Annotated in this window: 21 protein-coding genes; 6 read left to right on the top strand and 15 right to left on the bottom strand. The window is 48.4% G+C overall.

What is annotated here, in order from left to right; all coding sequences use genetic code 11:
- Positions 1 to 70: 70 nt before the first annotated feature.
- From KW844_RS02575 to KW844_RS02520, 12 genes are all read right to left on the bottom strand, one after another.
- Positions 71 to 961, bottom strand: a complete 891-nt coding sequence (locus KW844_RS02575; protein ID WP_218375134.1) for an NAD kinase — start codon at positions 959 to 961, stop codon at positions 71 to 73.
- Between the two features lie 12 nt (positions 962 to 973).
- A complete protein-coding gene (locus KW844_RS02570; RefSeq protein WP_218375133.1) occupies positions 974 to 2,386 on the bottom strand; it encodes a POTRA domain-containing protein in 1,413 nt (470 codons plus the stop codon).
- A 54-nt stretch (positions 2,387 to 2,440) separates the two neighbouring features.
- Positions 2,441 to 3,103 carry a CBS domain-containing protein gene (locus tag KW844_RS02565; RefSeq protein WP_218375132.1) on the bottom strand — a complete coding sequence of 221 codons (663 nt, stop codon included), beginning with the start codon at positions 3,101 to 3,103 and terminating at the stop codon, positions 2,441 to 2,443.
- Positions 3,104 to 3,231: 128 nt separating this feature from the next.
- Entirely contained in the window at positions 3,232 to 3,999 is a 768-nt protein-coding gene (locus KW844_RS02560) for an alpha/beta fold hydrolase (RefSeq protein ID WP_218375131.1), read from the bottom strand.
- Between the two features lie 69 nt (positions 4,000 to 4,068).
- A complete protein-coding gene (locus tag KW844_RS02555) occupies positions 4,069 to 4,611 on the bottom strand; it encodes a CvpA family protein (protein WP_218375130.1) in 543 nt (180 codons plus the stop codon).
- A gap of 134 nt (positions 4,612 to 4,745) precedes the next feature.
- Positions 4,746 to 5,195 (bottom strand): GatB/YqeY domain-containing protein, encoded by a 450-nt coding sequence (locus KW844_RS02550; protein WP_218375129.1) that lies wholly within the window; start codon positions 5,193 to 5,195, stop codon positions 4,746 to 4,748.
- A gap of 21 nt (positions 5,196 to 5,216) precedes the next feature.
- Entirely contained in the window at positions 5,217 to 5,564 is a 348-nt protein-coding gene (gldC, locus tag KW844_RS02545) for a gliding motility protein GldC (protein WP_218375128.1), read from the bottom strand.
- Positions 5,565 to 5,598: 34 nt separating this feature from the next.
- Positions 5,599 to 6,732 carry a glycosyltransferase gene (locus KW844_RS02540; protein WP_218375127.1) on the bottom strand — a complete coding sequence of 378 codons (1,134 nt, stop codon included), beginning with the start codon at positions 6,730 to 6,732 and terminating at the stop codon, positions 5,599 to 5,601.
- A gap of 70 nt (positions 6,733 to 6,802) precedes the next feature.
- Entirely contained in the window at positions 6,803 to 7,237 is a 435-nt protein-coding gene (locus KW844_RS02535; protein WP_218375126.1) for a hypothetical protein, read from the bottom strand.
- 44 nt (positions 7,238 to 7,281) lie between these two features.
- On the bottom strand, positions 7,282 to 8,412 hold the full coding sequence (locus KW844_RS02530) for an ABC transporter permease (RefSeq protein WP_255578121.1): 1,131 nt from the start codon (positions 8,410 to 8,412) through the stop codon (positions 7,282 to 7,284).
- A 13-nt stretch (positions 8,413 to 8,425) separates the two neighbouring features.
- Positions 8,426 to 9,565 carry a glycosyltransferase gene (locus KW844_RS02525; RefSeq protein ID WP_218375125.1) on the bottom strand — a complete coding sequence of 380 codons (1,140 nt, stop codon included), beginning with the start codon at positions 9,563 to 9,565 and terminating at the stop codon, positions 8,426 to 8,428.
- A gap of 6 nt (positions 9,566 to 9,571) precedes the next feature.
- A complete protein-coding gene (locus KW844_RS02520) occupies positions 9,572 to 10,372 on the bottom strand; it encodes an alpha/beta fold hydrolase (RefSeq protein WP_218375124.1) in 801 nt (266 codons plus the stop codon).
- A 166-nt stretch (positions 10,373 to 10,538) separates the two neighbouring features.
- Here KW844_RS02520 and KW844_RS02515 point away from each other — a divergent pair, with 166 nt between their 5' ends.
- Positions 10,539 to 12,332, top strand: coding sequence for an acyl-CoA dehydrogenase family protein (locus tag KW844_RS02515; RefSeq protein WP_218375123.1), 1,794 nt, complete (start codon positions 10,539 to 10,541; stop codon positions 12,330 to 12,332).
- A gap of 108 nt (positions 12,333 to 12,440) precedes the next feature.
- Complete coding sequence (locus KW844_RS02510) at positions 12,441 to 14,177, top strand: N-acetylmuramoyl-L-alanine amidase (protein WP_218375122.1); 1,737 nt, start codon at positions 12,441 to 12,443, stop codon at positions 14,175 to 14,177.
- A gap of 68 nt (positions 14,178 to 14,245) precedes the next feature.
- On the opposite strand, the gene KW844_RS02505 is transcribed toward KW844_RS02510, so the two are convergent.
- Entirely contained in the window at positions 14,246 to 16,459 is a 2,214-nt protein-coding gene (locus tag KW844_RS02505; RefSeq protein ID WP_255578120.1) for a transferrin receptor-like dimerization domain-containing protein, read from the bottom strand.
- A gap of 500 nt (positions 16,460 to 16,959) precedes the next feature.
- Between KW844_RS02505 and KW844_RS02500 the strand changes: the two genes are divergently transcribed.
- Together KW844_RS02500 and KW844_RS02495 are read left to right on the top strand one after the other, a co-directional pair.
- A complete protein-coding gene (locus KW844_RS02500; RefSeq protein ID WP_218375121.1) occupies positions 16,960 to 17,304 on the top strand; it encodes a carboxymuconolactone decarboxylase family protein in 345 nt (114 codons plus the stop codon).
- Between the two features lie 66 nt (positions 17,305 to 17,370).
- Positions 17,371 to 18,405, top strand: a complete 1,035-nt coding sequence (locus KW844_RS02495) for a 2-oxoacid:ferredoxin oxidoreductase subunit beta (protein ID WP_218375120.1) — start codon at positions 17,371 to 17,373, stop codon at positions 18,403 to 18,405.
- Positions 18,406 to 18,553: 148 nt separating this feature from the next.
- Here KW844_RS02495 and KW844_RS02490 read toward each other — a convergent pair whose 3' ends face one another.
- Both KW844_RS02490 and KW844_RS02485 read right to left on the bottom strand, forming a co-directional pair.
- Positions 18,554 to 19,192, bottom strand: a complete 639-nt coding sequence (locus KW844_RS02490; RefSeq protein ID WP_218375119.1) for a LysE family translocator — start codon at positions 19,190 to 19,192, stop codon at positions 18,554 to 18,556.
- A gap of 30 nt (positions 19,193 to 19,222) precedes the next feature.
- Positions 19,223 to 20,761: a GH3 auxin-responsive promoter family protein gene (locus KW844_RS02485; RefSeq protein WP_218375118.1), complete on the bottom strand. Its 1,539-nt coding sequence runs from the start codon at positions 20,759 to 20,761 to the stop codon at positions 19,223 to 19,225.
- 114 nt (positions 20,762 to 20,875) lie between these two features.
- On the opposite strand from KW844_RS02485, the gene KW844_RS02480 reads away from it, so the two are divergent.
- A complete protein-coding gene (locus KW844_RS02480) occupies positions 20,876 to 21,646 on the top strand; it encodes an inositol monophosphatase family protein (protein ID WP_218375117.1) in 771 nt (256 codons plus the stop codon).
- A gap of 2 nt (positions 21,647 to 21,648) precedes the next feature.
- The gene (gene thiL, locus KW844_RS02475) at positions 21,649 to 22,683 is read left to right on the top strand and encodes a thiamine-phosphate kinase (RefSeq protein WP_218375116.1); all 1,035 of its coding nucleotides are present in this window, start codon (positions 21,649 to 21,651) and stop codon (positions 22,681 to 22,683) included.
- Positions 22,684 to 22,690: the final 7 nt, after the last annotated feature.

Genomic DNA, 22,690 nt, shown 5'->3' with positions numbered 1-22,690 from the left:
AATCAGTTATACTTAAACGCTACAATACAGGATTTATTTAATATGTGAGGCAGGAAATTTTTACCGGCATCTAAATCTTGATCATATTACGGGCATCAATACCCCAAAGCAGCTTATTTCGCAGGGTATGCAGGAAATTGCTGTCGTCAAGGCGTAACAGGCTGAGTTTGAACGACTCTTTTCGTATAGCCAGCTGCACATTGCTGTCGATCGTCTCCATCCTGGAATCGAGGGTACAGAGAAACTGGTCGCTGCGGCCTTCTACTTCAAAGGATATTACGTTATCGTCCGGCACTATGATAGGCCTTACGTTGAGGTTATGGGGCGCCACCGGCGTAATTACAAAGTTGCCGGCATCTGGAAATACAATCGGGCCGCCACAACTGAGGCTATACCCGGTAGAACCGGTTGGGGTGGATACAATCAGGCCATCGGCCCAATAGGTATTCAGGAATTCTCCGTTCAGGTAAGTATGAATCTTCACCATCGCGGAGGTATCTTTCTTATGAATAGTGAATTCGTTGAGTGCATAGGGGATATCGCCAAACAGCGGGATATTGGCATCCAGGTGCACCAGGCTACGGGTATCCACAATATAGGTGCGATGCAGCAGGGCCTGTACCAGGCTGTGGATCTCATCTTTACCGATGCTGGCCAGAAACCCGAGACGTCCGAAGTTGATACCGATCACAGGAATGTTTGTATCCCGGACGTAGCAAACGGTGTCCAGCAGCGTTCCATCTCCCCCTAAACTTATAAGAAAATCAATTTTACCAGGCAGTTCTTCAGCAGTGAAAAACACGTTGGGAGGTACCTCAAAACTAATGTGCTGCACCAATGTACGATAGAAAGGTTCATACAGGATCGCCGTAATTTCCGCGCGATGCAGTTCATCCAGCAATAAGCGGATATTATTAATGTCTTCTGTGATAAATCCTCGGCTATATAGTGCTACCTGCATACCTGTTATACTTTACATATCTATACTCGTGTGTAAAAATAGGCCTTTTTGCCCTAACTGGTTAAAGCTGTACTCTATACGAAGACAGGTATCGTAGAAGGAAACGATGTCGAGTCCAAACCCTCCGCTGTATAACATGCGGTTATTCAACTCACCGTTTCCGGGAAATTTTGAATAGCTGTACCCACCGTCGCCATAAGCCTTCACAAATATCCGCAGTGGTACGGTACTGAACTTCTTAGGCACTACCGGCAGGCGGAAGCGGGTGGAGAGTACTTCCTGTCGCAAGCTGGTTTTCACAATGGCGAAGCTGGTACCATCTACTACAAAATATTCGAGGCCGCGGAGGTAGTCATCCCCGTAACCCATTGCCTGTCGGTTGATGTAAGGCTGATCAGCCCCAAATTTTGCCATACTGCGCAGGCCTGTGGCCAGGTAAGTTTTGGATGCCAGCTGCCAGTATTTGGCTACGTTGAGCCGTATACGAAAATCGTTGATATCATTGAGTCCGGCGAAACCTCTTTTCCCAATCTCTCCCATGATACGCAACCCTTTGAGCGGGTATTGCCAGCTGTCGGCCTTCACATATTCCATCCGATAGGCCAGGTCCAGGTAATTTACCTTGGTGCGTCCTCCGCCGAGGTAATCGGGGTTGAGGATGGCCACGGAGTCCACTACTTTTTCATAGTTATAGGCCAGCATCACCCTGTGGCGGGTGTTGATGCCGGGGCGGTAGCTGTAGGTGAGGCCTACATTATAAAGTTGCCGCACAAAGCCATCCTGCCGGAAAAAGAGTTGTTTGTTGAAGTCGGTACTGTCGTTTACCTCCCGGTTACGGCTGTACGCAAAGGAGATGCCCAGGCCATGGCGGTAACGCTTATCTATATACGGCACTGAATAGGAAAAGGAAATCCGCTGGGTATAGCCAACCTGAATACCGGCATTGAGTTCATCATTGCGGCCGGTGAGGTTGCCCTGTGTGCCTTTGACACCTATGTTTACGCGGTCGAGACTATGGTTTTTCTCTACCCACCATTGGTTAAAGTTCCTGTCGGCCAACTTGAAAATGGGGAATGCGAAGGTGTACCATCTTTCCCAAACATCAAAAACAAGGTCAGCATGATCGCCGTCCCAGTTTTTAACATTGGCGGTAACGTTGAGGAACAGGGAGGTATTGAGGAGCTGCTTGCGGCGTTCCTCCAGTGTTTCAGCGAGATCTTTAAGGTATATCGTATCTCCCGGCACGGTACTTAATTCCCGGAGGATGATGGCGGTACGAGTTTTCTTATTCCCGGTGATGATTACATTTCTGACAATAAGATATCCCTGGTTATCAGGGGTATTACTGGCATTTTGGGCTGCCACGGGCAACACGATTCCAAGCAGGCACAATATTACCAGCATAAAGCAGCAGCGTCTCAGCATGTAGGCACAAAAAATTAATGACTAAAACCAAATATAATAAATTGGTGATGGAAATTACATGCTGATATAATTCATCAACAGATCGTAATTCTTTTTAACGAGGTCTTCTTCCTCAGTTTCAGAGAAGAGGTATTTGATGGTGTAGTTAAATCGTTCGAAAGTGGCTACCAGGGCCTGGAGATCGAGACGGTTAGTTTTGAGTAATACTTCGAGCCTGCCGGTTTGCGGGTCGGTAATGGTTTGCACGCTGAGGATGCTTACATCGTTGGATTCAGCGATGCGGGCGATTTCGCTCAGGCTGTAATCACGGGGGTCAAGATCCAGTGCGATCAGTCCACCGGGGTCTTTCACGGCGTTAAACTGCGCCAGTGCAGCCAGGAGGGTATCTTTAGAGATCAGCCCCAGGTAATCATTTTCTTTTGATACTACTGGCAGTACGGAGAGCTTAAATTCATAAAAGAGTTTAAGTGCTTCCAGGTGGTGCGCCTGTTCAGGAATAGCGGGTTTGAGGTTACCGTAAGGAGCTGCTTCCAGGAGGATATCCGGGTTATCCCAGTCCAGCACGGTATCTTCATCGATCAATGCTGCATACTTATCCTCTGCTACCAGCGGCAGTTGGGTAACGTGAAACTCGTTCATCAGCCGCAAAGCTTCCGTTCCCGCATCGTTTGGATGCAGTACAGGAATAGTGGTAGATATGAGTTCTCTGGCAATCATCGTCGTGTATTCTTAGTACAATAATAACAAAGAAAATCCCAACAGAAAAACAAATTCCATGAACAGGCCTGTAAGGACATGCTGCGATAGCAATGCACACGCACACTATTCTATACCAATAAGTTGGCCTATTTGTTCTTTAAACTATCCAAAAACTTATGCAGGATCACATTAAATTCACCGGGAACTTCCATCATAGGTGCGTGCCCGCACTTGTCTATGAACTCCAGTTGGGAGTTTGGAATTAATTTTTGGAACTCTTCACCCACCATTGGCGGAGTGATCGTATCATTGTTACCCCAGATCAGCATGGTAGGCTGCTTGATTTCACGGAGTTCTTCGCCCAGGTTATGCCGTATAGCGGATTTAGCAAGGGTGATGATCTTGATTACCTTGAGTCGGTTATTAACGATTTCGAACATTTCATCTACCAGCTCTTTGGTAGCGATGGCAGGATCATAGAAGGTAAGCTCTGCTTTCTTGCGGATGTATTCGTAGTCGCCACGTTTAGGATAGGTTTCGCCCATACCGTTTTCGAACAGGCCGGAGCTGCCGGTGAGGATCAGCGATTTCACAGGAGCTTCAGGATGTTTAAGCAGGTATACCAATGCTACGTGACCACCGAGGGAGTTACCCATCAGGTGAATGTTGGTGTAACCTCTGGCTTCTACAAACTTGTGTACATATTTAGCCAGGCCGCCAACGGATGTTTCCAGGATGTTTAAATCATACAGGGGTAGCATCGGGATCACCACCTTATTGTACTGTTTGAAATATTCGATCATGTGCGAGAAGTTACTCAACGCACCGAATAATCCATGCAATAGCAGCAGTGGTTCACCTTCTCCTTCTTCTATAAAACTAAATTTACCCTGTGTTTTGATTTCGTAATCCATTGCCTAATCTTGAGTCAATTTTACGCTAAAATAATTCTTTTTATTAATCTAAATAATCTTTGAAGAGAGTCAACTAGGTTGAATATGGTGGGCTGCTTCTTCAAAGAAAGCCTGTAATTGCGTGAACAGATCTCTGAAAAGAGGGATCACCTTTCCTATATTATCCACTGTCCACGGGCCTACTTTTTCAATATAGGGATATACTACAGACTGCAATTTAGTTTCGGGACTGAGCCAGTACAGTTGGTTGGCCATCCACAGCAAAACGCTGTAAATTATTATAAAAATGGCGCTATACAATAAAATTCCACCCAATTTATTAAGCCAGCCCAGCAAAACCAGCTCTACCACCCCCTGTAGGGCCGTGGCTCCTAATCTTACTAACAGTACTACCGCCAGAAACAGGCAAATATAACAAAGTGCAGGCAGCCAGATAAAGTGTAGGTTCCAGTGTTGTTGTACGTATAATGCTGTAACCGCGCTGAGTTTGAGTGCTACGACCATGCCCAGCACCAGACCGATCATGGAAAACACGGCAACGATCAGGCCCCGTGTAAACCCTTTGTATATCGCAAAAACCATGATAATGGCGAAAACTACGTCTATCGGCATGTGCGAAATGGTGAGGGTTTTATTAAATAATTAATTTTCTATAAAGCAGGATGACACCTTCGGCGTCATCCTACTTTTGGTATCCCCCGCTGCGCGGAGGAAACCAAAAGGTTATTTAATAAAACCTGACTATATTATTTCAATAATTCCTTTACCATAGCAGAAATAGCCTTTCCATCAGCCTTACCTGCCAGTTGCTTGGTAGCTACGCCCATCACTTTGCCCATATCAGCAGGGGAAGCAGCGCCAACTGAAGCGATAATTTCGCCCAGCGCGGCACGCAGTTCCGCTTCATCCATCTGTTTAGGCAGGAAGCGCTCAATCACCACCAGCTCCTCTTCTTCTTTCACTGCCAGGTCTTCCCTGTTCTGCTGTCTGAAGATATCGAGGGAATCACGGCGCTGTTTGGCCAGCTTCTGTAATAATTTGCTTTCTTCGGCTTCGGTAATTTCGCCGTTGCCACCTTCTGCTGTTTTAGCCAGCAGTATCGCTGCCTTAATAGCACGGAGTGCACGCAGGTCAGCTTCTTTTTTGCCCAGCATCGCAGCTTTGATTTCTGCGTTGATAGTCAGTTCTAATGACATATGGTGAATTTTATTGGGTTATTATTTTTGTTCTGCTGCCTGTTTGTCCTGGAATTTCTGGAAGAAATCCTTTGCAAACGCACGCATTTCCTCTCCCTGATCTTTGTACTGGGTTGCTCTCACATAGGTATCCGCCATGGTCATCAGGGTCTGGAAAAAGAAATCGGCCATTTCGTCTACCATCATATCTTTTGTCCACAGGTCTATACGCAGCGCCGCCTTTTCCGCAGGATCCCAGAAGGAAATCATCATCGCTTTGGCTTTGGTCATGCGTTCTTCCTTGTTATCCGTTGCGCTCCAGGCTATTGATTCAGGAATTTTGTTCTCGTCCAGTCCAACCTGGATCTGTATGGTAGATGTCTTACTCATGATTTTCAATTAAGGCCACAAAAATAGGCATCATTTAGGGATTTTGCGGCACAGGCCCTGTCATAGCCGCCCAGAGCTCCTCTGCGGCCTTTTCCCAACTGTTGAAAGCCTTCTGTGGCGGTATCCTGGTGAGCAACAGCGATCGCAGCTGCTCATCTTTGTAAATACGGCTCATTTTGTCGGACAGGTCATCCAGATCCGCCGGATCAGAGAATAACGCAGCATCTCCGGCAGCCTCCTGAGCGGCTTTTCCTTCAATAGCTACCACCGGTACCTGACATTGCTGTGCGGCGTATATCGATAAGGCCAGCCCATCCAGCCGCACGGGATATACCAGCGCATAGGCGCCACCCATAAGCCTGGCCAGCGTTTCCTGGTCAGCATCGCGTATCCAGTTTACGTCGTTGCGGAATTTATAGGATGGCAATGCCTTCTCTATTCCGGCACCGGCCGTAGTGGCTGATCCTGCAATCACCAGCTTTATGCTGGACAACTGCCGCCGCTTCAGGGCAGAAAAAGCCTTGAACAACGGCATAATATTGTTGCGGGGATGTAATCCGGCAGTCACCAGGAAATACTCGGCGCCTCCTGCAAACTCCCGTTTTACCGCTTCCCGGTCATCCCATTCCAGCGGTTTATATAAATCACTCAGGCCGATGTCAAGGACCGTAAGCCTGGAAGCCACCGAAGGGGCAAAATCCAGTACGGCCTCTTTCCCTGTTTCAGAAAGCACCGCTATGGTCCTTGCCTTCCAGAGGTAGTTCATCAGATTTTTCTTCAGGCGCTTTTGCTGGGCTACTGATTGCAAACCGGCATCCAGCAGAAACGACAGGTCCCGGATCAGCAGTGTTGCGGGTAATTTACTCCTTAGCGGCAAGGTACCGTCCAGCCCCAGGTAAAGATCCGGCTGGAAAGCCTTCATGGCCCTTGGCAACTGCCATTCCAGCCACCAGTATAAATGCCAGGCTTTGTCGCCACGCAGCGGCAACACCACCGGCGTTACGTTTGGCGGCAACTCCAATCCGGCAGGCACTGGCCCGTCGAAGAATAAAATAAACTGATGCTCCGGCTGCTGCCTGCAAAGTGTAACTATGATTTGTGTGGCCACCGCCCCGGTGTCAGCAGGTAAATCCCTGCGAAGGCAAGCGGCATTAACAGCAATTTTCATAAATAGAAAGTCTTGATCTGCCAGCTTGCAAACCTAAATCATTTTCTGCTATGGTACTAATAACTAATACCTATAGTGGCTTCTTGTTTGTAATATAGAAAATCTTTGGTGTGGCAACGTTTCCCGCATTGCCTGCTGAAGTAAGATTGATGGTAACCTTGTAGGTTTTTAATTCTTTCAGATGTTTTAAATTGACATCATAAGTGGCGGTGGTACTGTTGGCTACGGCATCCTGGTCCAGCCCGATCCCTGCCGGATCTGTTACTACATTCAGGCTGGTAATGACTCCTTTTTCCGGCATTTTGCTGTCTACCTTCACTTTAAAGGTAAAGTTGCTGTCCAGCGCCTGGTTATAGGCCCCCTCTTCTACGCCTGACAGACTGAATTTAAGCGCCTCTTCCTGCACTACAGGAGGAGTGTCTGTTCCTTTGTTCTTCTTTTTGCAAGAGGTAGCTGCCACTGCGGTCAGCAGGACAAAAGCGGGAAGATAGGTTCTCAATAACATAGCATTAGTAATATCAGTAAAATTAAAATTTTAAAACATGTAAATCAAATTTTACTTCTGACGTCGAGGGCATCCCGCAATCCATTCCCTAACAGATTGAAAGCCAATACCAGTAGCATTATTGCCACCCCGGGAGCCAGGGCTAACGCAGGGTTATGTGTGATGATGAAAGTGTAATTTTCTTTTATCATGAGGCCCCAGGAAGGTTGTGGCGGCTGTACCCCCACCCCCAGGAAACTCAATCCGGCTTCTACCACTATGGCCGTTGCAAAATTGCCGGCAGCCACCACCATCACAGGTCCCAGGATATTTGGAAGAATATGGCGGACGATGATCCGACCGTTACGGTAACCCAATGCCCTGGCAGCTTCCACAAACTCCAGCTGCTTCAGCGAAAAAATCTGGCCACGGATGATCCTGGCCACGCCCACCCACATAGTAAGGCCTACAGCTATAAACACCTGCCAGAAGCCCTTTCCCAGCGCCAGCGTGAGGGCAAATACCACCAGCAACGTAGGCATGGCCCATACCACATTTACCAGCCACATCACCAGATCATCCGTACGCCCACCATAGTAGCCGGCCACAGCACCGAGAAATACACCAATCGTAAGAGAAATAATTACCGCTATAACGCCCACGCCTAAACTCACCCGGGTGCCAATAATGAGGCGACTAAGAATATCCCTGCCGAATTTATCCGTTCCCAGCCAGTAAGTTTGGGTAAACACCTGCTGTTGAAGCACCTGCTGTTGTAAAGCTGTCCAGCTATCCCTGCGTACCGTGGGCTTCCCATACACTACCACATCCAGTGGATAAGCCTCTTCCACCGTGGTGGCCTCATCTACATAATGTTGTATAACAATTGCTGAATCTTTTATCTGGTGAGATGTAACAGGTATCCAGGTATAAGCCGACGGCTCTCCGGAAACCAACCGGCGGAAAAAGCCGGCAGGTGGCAACTCCTGGTCTTTTCGTACAGCCAGCATCGTTACCCGGAAACCCGGGCGCTGCCCCTCTACTTCCAATACCATCCTGTTTGCATCCGGGGTATGATCCGGCGCAATATAGTAGGCCAGGATGCTGACCAGCACCGACAGGCACACGATCAGCAATCCTGCCACCGCGCCCTTGTTGCGCAGCAATCGCTTGAAAGATGTTTCAGGAGCAGACAATCGAAAAATTTTATCAGTTTACCTTCCGGCCTTTCCACTGGTAGCTGCCAAACTTGCCCAGCCACCCTGCAATTACAATATAAGGAATATGAAATATTTGCCCCGGAATAAACCATACCAGCAAGCCCGACTTATTAAAGAAACTTGCCACCGGCAACAGGAAATAGAGCTCCATGGTAATTTTGAACAACAGCAGAATCAGCAGCCACGGCCACATCGCCGGCAAAAAGCAAGCGGCGATAGCCATGCCCAGCAGGCCCACATTGAAAAAATATACCAGCATCAATACCCAGGTAATGCGCTTATCCTCATATTTATCCGCCTTCGAAGACCACCTGATACGTTGATTCATAAAGCCTTTCAGCGTATCTACCGGTAACGTACGTACGATTACCTCTTCGCTCCGCAGGTACATCACCCCTTCCGGATAAGCGTTATAAATTTTATACATCAGCAGCATATCATCGCCGGAGGCGATATTATCAATGCCTTTGAAGCCACCTACATCGTAGAATGCGTCTTTTTCATAAGCCAGATTAGCGCCATTGCACATCGTTCCGGCCTCCAGCTGTGCAGCTGCGCCGGTGATGCCTTGCATGGTCATGAAATCGAGCGACTGTAACTTCTTGAAAAAATTATCTTCTTTATAAAAACTAACAGGAGCCGCTATAAACTTCGGATGCCTGTCTTCATAAAACTGTACAATCGTTTCAATCCATTTAGGTCCCATAATGCAATCCGCATCTGTGGTCACTATCAGGGTGCCATTTGCCTGTGATACGGCAATTTCAATGGCTTTCTTTTTATAGGAATTGAGTCGCTGCTGCTTATCCAGCATCTGGCTCATCTGCAACAGGCGGATATTGGCTGCGCCGGCGTTACGCACTACATCAGGCGTACCGTCCATAGAGAAATCATCAATTACGATCACCTCCAGGAGGTCGGCGGGGTAAGTTTGCTGTTTAAGTGCTTCGAGCAGGGGTGGCAGGTTATCCTCCTCATCCCTGGCCGGAATGATAACCGTAACACGCGTGGTACCCATACGGGGAACGGGTACATAGTTTTTGAGGCGCTTCCAGCCCAGGCTGTACCACAACATCAGTACACCGTAGCCCAGTGCCAGCACCACCATAAGAATCAGGAAAAAATGCATTCGGGTTTAAATATTTGATTTTATTACTTGACCTAATTGTGCCGATATCAGCTGATGCCCTTTTTCCAGCACCAGCATTTTAGCCGGAAACGTACCATCCATAAAGCGGGCGCCCAGTTCTGGCGGAATTACCCGGTCGTACTTCCCGAAGATCAGGAGTGTAGCTATCCTGTATTGCGCCAATAGTTGCCTGCATTGCTTTTGATTGGGCATCATCTTTCGGAGGTTAGTCCAGATTTCATATACCTGGATGCGCTTTTCCGGTTGATCCATCCGGTGCATCACAAACTTGTATATGCTTTCATTGAGCAATCCCAGCTTACGCCAGCCTTTTATCAACCTGAAAAAAAACTCCGGGTGGTAAGTATTATACCGGAAGATGCGATTGCCGATGCCGGTTTGTGTTACAAACAAATGCCAGGGGTTATTTCTCAGGCCATCTCCTGCCACCATTATCAAACGATCCACTTTTGCCGCCATGCCTTCCACCACACAGAGCGACAAGCGCCCTCCCATGCTGTAGCCCAGCAGAGAAAACCGCTGAAACCCGTGCTGTTCCATCAGCATGGAGATGATAGCCGTAAGATCGGCTTTTTCAAATCCACGGTTTTCCTGCCATTCCGTTTTACCATGAAGGGGCATATCAATACCGATGATGGTAAATATCTCCCCTAATTCTGCTACCAGCGGCCGGAAATGCGCAGCTGTTTCACCAAAACCATGCAGGCATATAAGCAGCTGGTTTCCATTGCCTTCGCATATTCCGTGTATACGGCTTTTTTTATATGGCAGATAAAATTCAGGCATAACCTAAAAGGGAACAATGATAAGCAAAATAATGCTGACAGCGGCTGTTAATGTTAATACAGCAGATCGTTAAGGTTGTTTTAAAACTCGGAAAAGAGGCTTTCCGGGCAGCACTTAATTCGCAATTATTTAGTTAAATTACAGAACTACCAAAAACAGTTTTATCATGGACGCAACAGTTGAAAATAAGCAAGCGCTGAAAGGCGCAGAATTTCTTGTTAAGGAAAGTGCTCCTGAAGATGTATTTACACCGGAAGATTTCTCAGAAGAGCAGTTGATGATCAAAGATATGGCCGATCAGTTTATCGTGAAGGAGGTTACACCGGTTGTAGAAAGACTGGATAAGCTGGAAGAAGGACTGATGCCGTCGTTACTGGAAAAAGCAGGTGAACAGGGCTTGCTGGGCGCTGCATTCCCTGAGGAACTGGGTGGACTGGGTAAGGACTTTGTTACCGCCACCATCATCAACGAAGGATTAGGTGCCGGTCACTCTTTCTCTGTTGCCATGGCCGCCCACACAGGTATCGGCTCACTCCCGATCCTCTACTTTGGTACCGAAGAACAAAAGCAGAAATATATTCCTAAGCTGGCCTCCGGCGAAATGAAAGGGGCCTACGCCCTCACCGAGCCAGGCTCCGGCTCCGATGCCCTCGGCGCTAAAACCACTGCCAAACTCACCGACGATGGTAAATACTACCTGCTAAACGGTCAGAAAATCTGGATCACCAACTCCGGCTTTGCAGATGTATTCACCGTTTTCGCAAAAATCGACGGCGATAAATTCACCGGCTTCATCGTAGATAAAGATACGCCCGGCTTCACCCTCGGACCGGAAGAACATAAAATGGGGATCAAAGGTTCCTCCACCCGCCAAATCTATTTCCAGGATGCAAAAGTACCTGTGGAAAACGTACTGGGCGTGATTGGTAAAGGTCACCTGATCGCCTTCAACATTCTCAATATCGGCCGCCTGAAACTCTGTGCTGCTGCACTGGGCGCCGCTAAAAAATGTATCAATACCTCCGTTAACTACGCCATCACCCGCGAACAGTTTAAACAACCGATCGCCAACTTCGGCGCTATCAAACATAAACTGGCGGAAATGGTGATCCGCACCTGGACCAGCGAAGCGGCCCTCTATCGTACCGCCCAGCTGATCGACGAAAAAGAAAAAGAACTCCTCGCCGCCGGAAAACCATTCAACGAAGCACTCCTCGGCGCAGCCGAAGAATATGCCGTTGAATGCGCCATCCTGAAAGTGAATGGCTCCGAAGTACTCGACTACGTAGTGGATGAAGGCGTACAAATACACGGTGGTAATGGCTTCAGCGATGAATACATCATCTCCAAAGCCTACCGCGACTCCCGCATCAACCGCATCTTCGAAGGTACCAACGAAATCAACAGGCTCCTCACCCTCGATATGACGCTCAAACGCGCCATGAAAGGAAAAATAGACCTGATGACGCCAGCGATGAACGTGATGAAGGAACTGATGAGCATCCCTGATTTTGGCAGCGACGATGAAACTCCTTTCAGCAAGGAAAAGAAAATGATCGCCAACTTCAAAAAAGCGATCCTCATGACCGCAGGTGCCGCCGCTCAAAAGCTCATGGCCAAACTGGAAAATGAACAGGAAGTACTCATGGATATCGCTGATATGGCCATCGAAACATTTGTGGCTGAAAGTGCCCTGCTCCGCCTCATCAAACTGAGTCAAAGCAAAGGGGAAGCAGCCGCATCGCTCGAAAAAGATATGGTACAAACCTACATCTACGACGCGGCCGACCGTATCAACAAATCCGGTAAAGACGCCATCAACGCCTTCGCCGAAGGAGATGAACAACGTATGATGCTGCTTGGCCTCAAACGCTTTACCAAAGCGGAACCGTTTAATACCAAAGATGCCCGCAGACGTATCGCTGATAAACTCATCGCAGAGAATAAATACATCTGGTAATTCAATAACGAAATATGCCCCGCCATCAACCTGCGGGGCATATTTTCAAAATAACCCCTCCTATTTGCCCCACCTTGTTATCTTTACAACTGACTTACAGACAGGTGCATGAAGCAATTAGTTACTATTTTAACCTCCATTATCGCGGTGCTGGTATTTCCAACGTTGGCGCAAAGCCAGGTCTCCATCAGATTAAACCAGCCCTCCAGAGATCAGAATAATGTTAGCAACAGTAAACAGTTTATCGCAGGAAGAACCTGCATAGGCTGCAAACTCACCATCAATAACGATAGCGTACTCGTATACCCTACCGGCACCTTCGCAGTGAAAAAGGAACTGCCCCAGGGCAAAAGCACCTTTGTGCTCAACGCACAGGACTCTACCGGTACCACCTATACGAAAACAATTACCTATTACTACAACCCTGCGCCCGCGCCAAAAGCCACGAGCACTTTTCGCATAGATTTTATTGATATCTCCCCGAAAGGAAATTTAGAACTGGTAGACGGTGATACCATCCGGGTAAAAATGAAAGGCTACCCGGGTGCAAAAGCCAGCTGGTTTAACGGTGAGTCACTTACAGAACTGCCCACCACCCAATCATCCGGCGTGGCCGGCTACTATGTTGGCTACCATGTAATCACCGAAGAAGATTCGATGCTCAACGGGAAAATAAATATCACCCTCCGCAACGGCAGCACCACCACCCTCGCCAGTCCGAACCGCTACCGGTACATGAAGCAGGACAAAATTTTCACCGGCCGCACCATCGATAATATGACCTACATCACCAGCACTACGGAAGGTGACCGCCTCGGCCCCAATAAACTCGGTTACCTGGACAAAGATGTACTACTGCAAATAGTAGGCAAACAAGGCGACTATTACAAGGTGCGACTCGCCAACAAAAAAAATGCGTATATCCCTGAGGGTTACCTCGACACTGACATCCCGCAGGAAGGCGTTCCGGTGAGCGTGATCTCCAACGCCAGCATCTGGGGCGACGATAAGTACGACTACGTACAGATAGAGCTTTCCGACAGAATGCCCTACATCTCTACCCAACAAAATGATCCCGGAAAAATTACTATTGATGTGTATGGCGCCTATGCAGAACAACGCATCAGTAACGCCCTTCAGAATGCCAGAGAAATCAGCCAGGTAACCTGGGGACAGCCGGCACCGGATGTTTTCCGGATGACGCTTTCCCTCAGACACAATGTGTGGGGATATAAAATGTATTATGAAGGCAACAAACTAACGGTGAGGATTAAACGAATTCCGGAAAACCTGGCGCTGAGTAACATGACGATTGCCATTGATCCCGGCCATGGTGGCAGTAATCCCGGCGGTACCGGCCTCGCAGGCGTAGTAGAAAAGCATATGACGCTGGCTATCTCGCTGATGCTCAAAAATGCATTTGAAAAAGAAGGGGCTAAAGTACTCATCACCCGCACTACCGACCAGTTTGTGAATAACGAAGAGCGACTGTCCTTCTACCGGCAGGTAGATCCAGATTTGTTGCTGAGCATACATTTCAACTCTTCCGCCAACCCGGTGGACGTATTTGGAACGGCCACCTATTACCGCCACACGTTTTGCGAGCCGTTTTCCACAGCTATCCACAAACGCTTGCTGGAAACAGGCTTGAGCGATTTTGGCAACAACGGAAACTTCAATTTTATCCTGAATAATCCAACGGAGTTCCCGGATGTGCTGGTGGAAACACTGTTTCTCAGCCACCCTGGCGACGAAGCGGCTATCCTGGACCCTGAGTTTCAGCAGTTGCTGATCCAGAAGATTGTGCAGGGGACAAAAGATTATGTGCAACAAGTTAGTCACTAACCTTTCATGGCGGCACCGCTGGTGCCGCCATGAAAGGTTATACGAAGGCCTTCGGTCCCTCCCCCAAATTAAAGTACCTGCTGTTGCAAATACCCTGACAACCGGTTAAGAGCCGCCGCTACAATTTTAATCTGCTCATCCGCCTCTTTCCATCTGCGCTGCTCAATTGCTTCCCTCACCCCCGGAATTGTTTTCACACCGTAACCCGTATAAAACCCGGGCGCGTACAGCGTATGCCTGTACCACGAACGGTTTGGTAGTCCGCCGGGATACAGCAGCTGCTGTTCCGCCTGATACAACGCTTTGTTCACCGCTTCACTGTTAGCGACTTGCGGACGGTTTGCCAGTTGCTGCGTCACGGAGTCCAGCCCTGCCAGTGCATTTTGCAGCGGCGAAAAATCGATGTAAGGCACCGGATCTTTGGGGGATGGCGCCGCCAGGTGCTTGGCGGTATCTGTTGCCAAACCATATTTGTTCTCGTTAATAAGCTGATTTTCCACTGCAGTAGCTTCTCTCAGGTTATTAGAGAGATCGGAGAGTTCCGATGCGTAGGTGTTGATGGTTTCATAAAGCCTTCGGAAGTCGAACGGCACATTAACGGCGTTGGCTATACGCAGTACCGTATGCCCCGCTGTTTTTGACAACGCTACCCCATATACGAAAGTGGGGTCTTTAAAGCGACGGTAATCATCATAGGAGTCGTAGATGGAATGGTATTCCCCACCGGCATCTTCGCCACCATAGCTGTAATCCAGCGATGGTACACCAAGGTGCTGCAGGAAGGAGGAGTAGTCGGAACCGGAGCCCATGGCATTGATGTTAATGCCTTGCTTCGCGAGTTTTTCTTTCTTCGCTTTGGGGGTGGTGGCTCTGAGAGCATCCAGTGCCTGCCGGCGGGCCAGCACGCTGACGTTGGTTTGTGGGTCAATGATATCGCGTCCTACTTCATTGACGAGGGTTTCCAGCGCATGGGAGCCGCTGGCGTTCATAAATCCGCGGCCGTTGTTATCGGAGTTGATGTATACCACTGCTTTTTCCTGTAGTTCTTTTGCGTGATCTTCCACCCATTCTGTAGAGCCCATCAGGCCGGGCTCTTCGCCATCCCAGGCGCAGTACACGAGGGTTCTGGCGGGTTTATTCCCTTGTTTGACCAGCTCCCCGATGGCTTTGGCTTCCTCGAGCATGGCTGCGATGCCGCTGATAGGATCTGCGGCGCCGTTTACCCAGGCATCATGGTGATTACCGCGCACAATCCATTGATCGGGGTATTTGCTGCCTTTGAGCGTAGCAACTACGTTATAACAGGGGCGTATCTGCCAGTCGAATTTCATTTTCAGGTGTACCGGTGCGGTGCCAGGGCCTATATGGTAGGTAAAGGGCAGGCCGCCGCGCCAGTCCTCAGGTGCCACGGGGCCTTCGAGGGATTGCAGCAACGGGGCTGCATCGTGGTAGCTGATGGGTATGACTGGTATTTTAAGGAGATTGGGTGCTTCTTCTTTTGTGAGTCGTTTGGCATCCGCTGTAGCGCCGATGTTGGGTGTTAGCGGGTCGCCGGGGTAAATGACCATGTCCATGATGGAGCCGCGTTGCACGCCATGCTCGCTTTTGAAGGCGCCTTTCGGATATACATCACCGCTATAGTAGCCATCATCGCGGGGATCGGAGTAGATGATACAACCGATGGCGCCGTGTTCCTGTGCTACTTTGGGTTTGATGCCTCTCCAGGAGCGGCCGTATTTGGCGATGACTATTTTGCCTTTAACGCTGATGCCTACACGCTGCAGGTAGTCATAATCTTCCGGGAGGCCGTAGTTAACGAATACCAGCCCTGCTTTCACGTCGCCGTCGGCACTCCAGCAGTTATAGGTAGGCAGCTGTCCTTGCTGGCCGGAGGTGGCGTCTTCCGGGAGGGCAGGCTCTTTCAGCAGGGCCTTATAGGGCTTGGCGCCGCCGAGTTCCAGCTCGCGTTCCTGCGGAATGGGGAACAGGACCTGGTAGGTAACCAGGGAGGCGTCCCAGCCGTAGCTGTTGAAGCGGCGTTTGATTTCTTCGGCTACTTCCTTTCCTCTGGCGGAGCTGATGTGGTGTGGCTGTGAGGCCAATTCTTTAATGGTGGCGCCTATGCTGGCGCTGCTCAGGTGCTGGTCAAACTGTGCTTCCAGGCGTAGCTGCGCCGCAGCGAGGCTGTCGGGGAAGCCGGATAGTTTCTTCGTTTGCCCGCTGGCAATGCCGCTTAGCAGCAATAAGGCCGCCATCAGTTGACTGATAGGTGATGTGGTCATAACAGATTCAGATTGTTGGAAGATGTGGGTTTTGTGTTTGATTAAGATACGAATAGTCTATTAATTTAATAGGGCTTCATTGGTTTTTGTTGGAGAATGATGCCGAAGGCATCATTTGGGAGGGTGCGCGGCACCGTCCTCTTTTGCCGCATGGCGTTGGCATCCGGGAAACCAGCCTGCTGATCGTAGGTTGTTATCTTTCATGCGGCGACAGTTAAGCTCCGGCTTTAGAAGGGTTGAACCCATCCGGGATCGTGGCGTGCTTTTCCATCCCGCTACCAGGGGCTGCTGCGGAGCCCCTGCATCAGCCGCACCGAAGGTCCGGCTGAAACGTAATTAAGAGAGGCTGTATTACTTGCTATAACTTTTAGTTATGACGCATAAACACTCGTTATAGCCCGCACAGTCTACTTAACCAGTAGATTAATCTATATTTGTAAATCCTTTCATAGCTTTAATGCCTGGAAAACAAATTTATCACATTATAAAACAGCATATATATGGGAAAAGCCATCGAGGAGTTTAATGAGTATAGAGCTAAGATGAATGACGTGATTCTGGGCAAACAGAATAAGGTGATAAACCGCTTATTTAACCTGGATACCAATACCTATGCAGAAGGCGCCTTAAGCACCAAAACAAAGGAAATGCTGGGCCTGGTGGCTTCTATGGTACTGCGCTGCGATGATTGTATCAAATACCACCTGGGTAAGTCCTACGAGCAAGGCATCACCACTGAAGAGATGTATGAAATTTTTGCAGTAGCGAATATTGTAGGCGGAACAATCGTTATCCCGCACACACGCAGAGCAGCAGAATATTGGGAAGAATTGACAGCGCAGTGATACTTATTTTCCAGCGATCTGTCGTAACTTTACATTCTATATAAAACATATATTTAATCCATTCTAATGTCAACAGCAACTATAGCTCCGCAGGCCTTAACGGCTAAAGACTTTGCCACCGACCAGGAAGTGCGCTGGTGCCCGGGCTGCGGTGACTACTCTATATTAAAACAGGTTCAAACCATCATGCCTGCACTGGGCGTGCCACGTGAAAATATTGTGATTGTATCTGGTATCGGCTGTTCTTCCCGCTTCCCTTACTACATGAACACCTACGGGATGCACTCGATCCATGGTCGCGCTACCGCCATTGCCTCCGGCTTAAAGGCTGCCCGCCCTGAACTGAGTGTATGGATCGTTACCGGCGACGGTGACGGCCTCTCCATCGGTGGTAACCATACCATTCACCTGCTGCGCCGCAACTTTGATGTGAATATCCTGCTCTTTAACAACCAGATCTATGGTTTAACAAAAGGCCAGTATTCCCCTACCTCTGAAGCTAATAAAGTTACCAAGTCCACCCCTTTCGGTAGTATCGACCATCCGTTTAACCCAATGGCACTGGCCATGGGCGCTGATGCCACCTTTATTGCCCGCAGTATGGACCGTGACCCTAAACACCTCCAGGAGATGCTGAAACGTAGCCACGCCCATAAAGGCGCTTCTTTCCTGGAAATTTACCAGAACTGTAACATCTTTAATGATGGTGCGTTTGAAGTATTTACAGAGAAGTCTACAAAAGGCGATGAAACTATCTTTGTGGAACAGGGTAAACCACTCATCTTTGGTGCCCAGAAAAACAAAGGTATCCGCTTCGACGGCCTGAAACCAGTAGTTGTAGAAATCGGTGCTGATTTTAGCGCTGATGACCTCTGGGTTCACGACGAAAACGACTTCCTGAAAGCACAACTGCTTACCCGCATGTTCGATGATCCTCGTGTAGAAGGACATTTACCACGTCCTTTCGGTGTGTTCTATCAGGCACATCGCCCTACCTACGAAGAGATCATGTCTTTCCAGCTTTCTGACGTACTCGACAGAAAAGGTCCTGGAAACCTTGATAAACTCTTCGCAGGTAATGAAACCTGGACCATCAAGTAACACTGCTTTATTTCATAATATCAAAAAGGTGCTGCGGGGATCCGCAGCACCTTTTTATTTTGATAAATTATTATCGATTTTCCCTGACACCTTCGGTGCCAGTTTTGTGATAACCGCGCTACGCGCGGAAGCCATGCCCCTGGTTTCATCAATGCCCTAACCCGGACGGATCAAGGAATATCTTGTACATCAACACCAGGCCAAATATGATCATGCTGATCCCTGATATCCTGTTCAGCCAGGTAACATTCGTTAAAGTGAGTTTATGACGGATCCTGTCGGCCACAAATACCTTCAAAATATCCATCGATACCACCATCGTCAAACAAATGCCATACATCGCAATCTTGTAGGAGGTTGCCTGACCCGCATAAGCAATACAGATGGGCAGCCAGAACAAAATAACACCCGGATTCAGGGTATTCATCAGAAACCCGGCCAGCCATATTTTCAGATAGTCGTGCGTCCGGAACATCTCCGGCTTTTCTTCACCGGTACTGATTCTCACCTTTTTAAATAGCAGAGAGTACAATCCCATACCTATTAACAGCAATCCTCCGCAGATACCAATGTAACGGTTGTATTCTGTCAGGTCGGCAATAAACGCGGTAGACAGATTTCCGATTGTCACATAAAATGCATCACTGATGGACACTCCTAAAGCAAAGGCAATACCGGCCTTGAAGCCATTATTTACGCTGTATTTGATTATAGCGAAAATTACAGGGCCCACAGAAACCGATAATACCAATCCCAGACCTAATCCTGCTATTATTGCTGCTATCATGCTTTACTTATCCTGGTGCTGATTGTATGATTACTGCTTAACGGTTTTGCCTTCCAAAAATTTTTCCCAGTCCTTCAGCTTCTCACCCTTCATCACTCTCGGGAACTTGTTCATGGCTCCCTCCTTGCCTTTGCAACGGAGGTAATCAATAAACACCTCATTAGGCAATACTTCCACAAACACATCTTTCAACGCAGATGTTCTTTCCACCGCATAGTCATCATTTACCTCCGCAAGCGTCTGATCAATGATTTCACGCACTTTGGACGCATCCACATTTATGTTGTCTGTACCTATATACCAGCGGTGTGCAAACAGGTTCTCATATGGGAACCCTGCTACCGTAAATTCTCTGATGGTAATGCCCAGCTTCTTCTGCACGGTATCGATCGCCTTGTTCATGTTATCGATACTCATATGCTCCCCGCATAGGCTGAGGAATTGCTTGGTACGGCCTACAATCACGATTTCGTGCTCCTTCACGGAAGTGAACTTCACTACGTCGCCAATAAGGTAACGCCATGCCCCTGCACAGGTAGACAGCATCACTGCGTATTCTACGTCTTCCACCACCTCATTGATCATGTAAGACTTAGGATTCGGTTTTACCTCTCCCTCTGCATCAAAGTTTTCCTCGTTAAACGGAATGAACTCATAGAAGATACCCGCGTTCAGTACCAGCTTGATACCCCTTGTCCCAGGGCGGGCCTGGAATCCGAAGGAACCTTCTGATGCCATGTACGTTTCAATAAACGTAATCGGCTTTCCGAGCAGCTTCTGGAAGCTGTCGCGGTATGGCTCAAAGGATACCCCTCCGTGAATATAAATAGCCAGGTTAGGCCATATTTCGTGGATATGCTTAACGCCGTGGTATTTGATGATTTCTTCCAGTACAATCTGTACCCAGGCAGGGACTCCACAGACGGTACCCACGTCCCACTGTCGTGCTTTACGCACAATCAGCTTAATACGCTGTTCCCAATCTGGTTTTCGGGAGATTTTACCGCCCGGTTTATAGAACCTGCGGAACCATCTTGGAATATTCTTGGCCTGAATGCCACTCATATCCCCTTCATAATAATCCCCTTTTTCGTAAAGTGAAGTAGTACCGCCCAGCATAAGAATGCCTTTTTCGTAGGATCTTGGCGGAATATTGAAGTTAGCCATGGAATACAGCTGCTTCACCCCCACTTTCTTCACCGTTTTTAACATATCCTTAGTAACCGGAATATGTTTACTGGCGGATTCAGAAGTGCCGGAACTCAGCGCGAAGTATTTAATTTTCTCGGGCCAGCTCACATTTTCTTCCCCCTCGAGGCACTTGTACCACCATTCTTTATGCATTTTGGTGTAGTTGTGCACAGGTACCTTGTCCTTATACTGCCCTATAAAGTTTGGGTTATCCAGGATGTCCTGGAACTGATAATGGCGTCCGAATTCAGTGTCTTTGGCCTTCTCCAGCAAACGATGCAACACCTGCAGCTGGTACTGCCGCGGTGTGCCTAACTTGAATGTAAACTTTTTCCTGATCCTCAGCGACCTGGAAATAAGATTTCCTATAATGGCCATTAATTTTCCTATTGAACTGCAAAAATATCGAATATTATTACGATTTGCGAATTCCCCCTTTGTGGGAGACATTTAAGCCATCACTATGTCGTAATTGATATTTACCTTTGCCGCATGTTAAAAGCAACCTTGCTCAAAGCTACTGAAGCCGGCGGAAAAATACTGCAACAATATTTTAACGGCCCTTTTGAGGTGAGCAGCAAAAGCTCCCTGAACGACCTCGTTACCGAGGCGGATAAGAAGTCTGAAAAGGCAATCATTGAAGTGATTCACAGCGCCTTTCCGGACCATTTCATCCTCTCCGAAGAGGCAGGTGTAATCCCCTCCGAATCCAATATCAAATGGATCATCGACCCTATCGACGGCACCGTAAACTTCGCAAACGGTGTACCGATCTGCTGCGTGTCTATCGGTGTGGAAAAAGACGGAGAAATGATCCTCGGTGCGGTCTATAACCCCTTCATGAACGAACTCTTCGTGGCTGAAAAAGGTAAAGGCGCCACCCTGAACGATAAACCTATCCAGGTATCCAAAAACGGCAACTTTAACCAATGCCTCCTCGTAACAGGCTTTCCCTACAAATGGGAAGAATCCCTGAATAACCCAATGGTGGTATTTGAACGCATCATCAAAATGGGACTGCCGGTGCGCCGACTCGGCTCCGCAGCGATCGACCTCTGCTGGGTAGCCTGCGGCCGGTTCGACGGGTTCTACGAACACCATCTCCAGGCATGGGACTCCGCAGCAGGTTTCCTCATCGTGGAAGAAGCAGGCGGTAAAGTAACCGACTATAACGGTGACAGATACTCCCCATACCAGAAAACAATACTGGCCACCAACGGCCATATCCATCAAGCATTGCAAGACCTCGTAAACGGGAAATAGTTATGGAACAGGAAAGAACAGAAATAAACGACCTCGGTGAATTTGGTTTAATCGACTATCTCACCCGGAATATAGAAATACAAAATGCCAGCACCGTCCTCGGCGTTGGCGACGATGCCGCCGTTATCGATCACTTCGGCAAGCAAACCGTGATCAGTACTGACATGCTCGTGGAAGGTATCCACTTCGACCTCATGTACGTACCCATGAAACACCTGGGCTATAAATCAGTGGTAGTAAACCTCTCCGATATATACGCGATGAACGCTACCCCTACCCAGATCACCATCAGCATCGCTTTCTCCAACCGCTTCTCCCTCGAAGCCCTCAACGAATTTTACGAAGGCGTGTATGCCGCCTGCGAAAAATACGGTGTGGACCTCATCGGCGGCGATACCAGCAACTCGCAGAAAGGACTGGTAATCAGCGTTACCGCCATCGGAGAAGTAACACCTGACCAGTTCGTTAAAAGGTCCACCGCTCAAAAAGGCGACCTGCTCTGCGTATCCGGCGACCTCGGCGCAGCCTACCTTGGATTGACGCTTCTTGAAAGAGAAAAGAAAATCTACCTGGAAAATCCACAACTGGCCCCAGACCTGGAAGATCAAACCTATATCATAGGCCGGCAGCTGAAACCGGAAGCCAGAAAAGATATTATCCAGTTCCTGGCAGAAAGCGATATCAAGCCAACCTCCATGATGGACATCAGCGATGGCCTCAGCTCAGAAATACTGCATATCTGCAAACAGAGCAACCTCGGTGCAGTACTGTATGAAGATAAAATTCCCATCTCCCAGGAAAGCAAGGAAATGGCCCTCAAATTTGGCCTGGACCCTACCGCCTGCGCTCTCAGTGGTGGTGAAGACTATGAACTGCTCTTTACCATGAAGCAGGAAGATTACGATAAAATCGTACTCAATGAACAAATCAGCGTAGTAGGCTATATGGCCGATATCAGCGAAGGCGCTCACATCATCACCAAAGGTGGGAACAAATTTAAACTGGTGTCACAAGGCTGGAACGCCTTCCAACAATAATTTTTTT

This window comes from Chitinophaga sp. sic0106, from assembly GCF_019219075.1.
Classification (GTDB): Bacteria; Bacteroidota; Bacteroidia; order Chitinophagales; family Chitinophagaceae; genus Chitinophaga.
The sequence above is the reverse complement of the archived record's forward strand: the minus strand, read 5'-3'. Positions and strand labels throughout refer to the sequence as shown.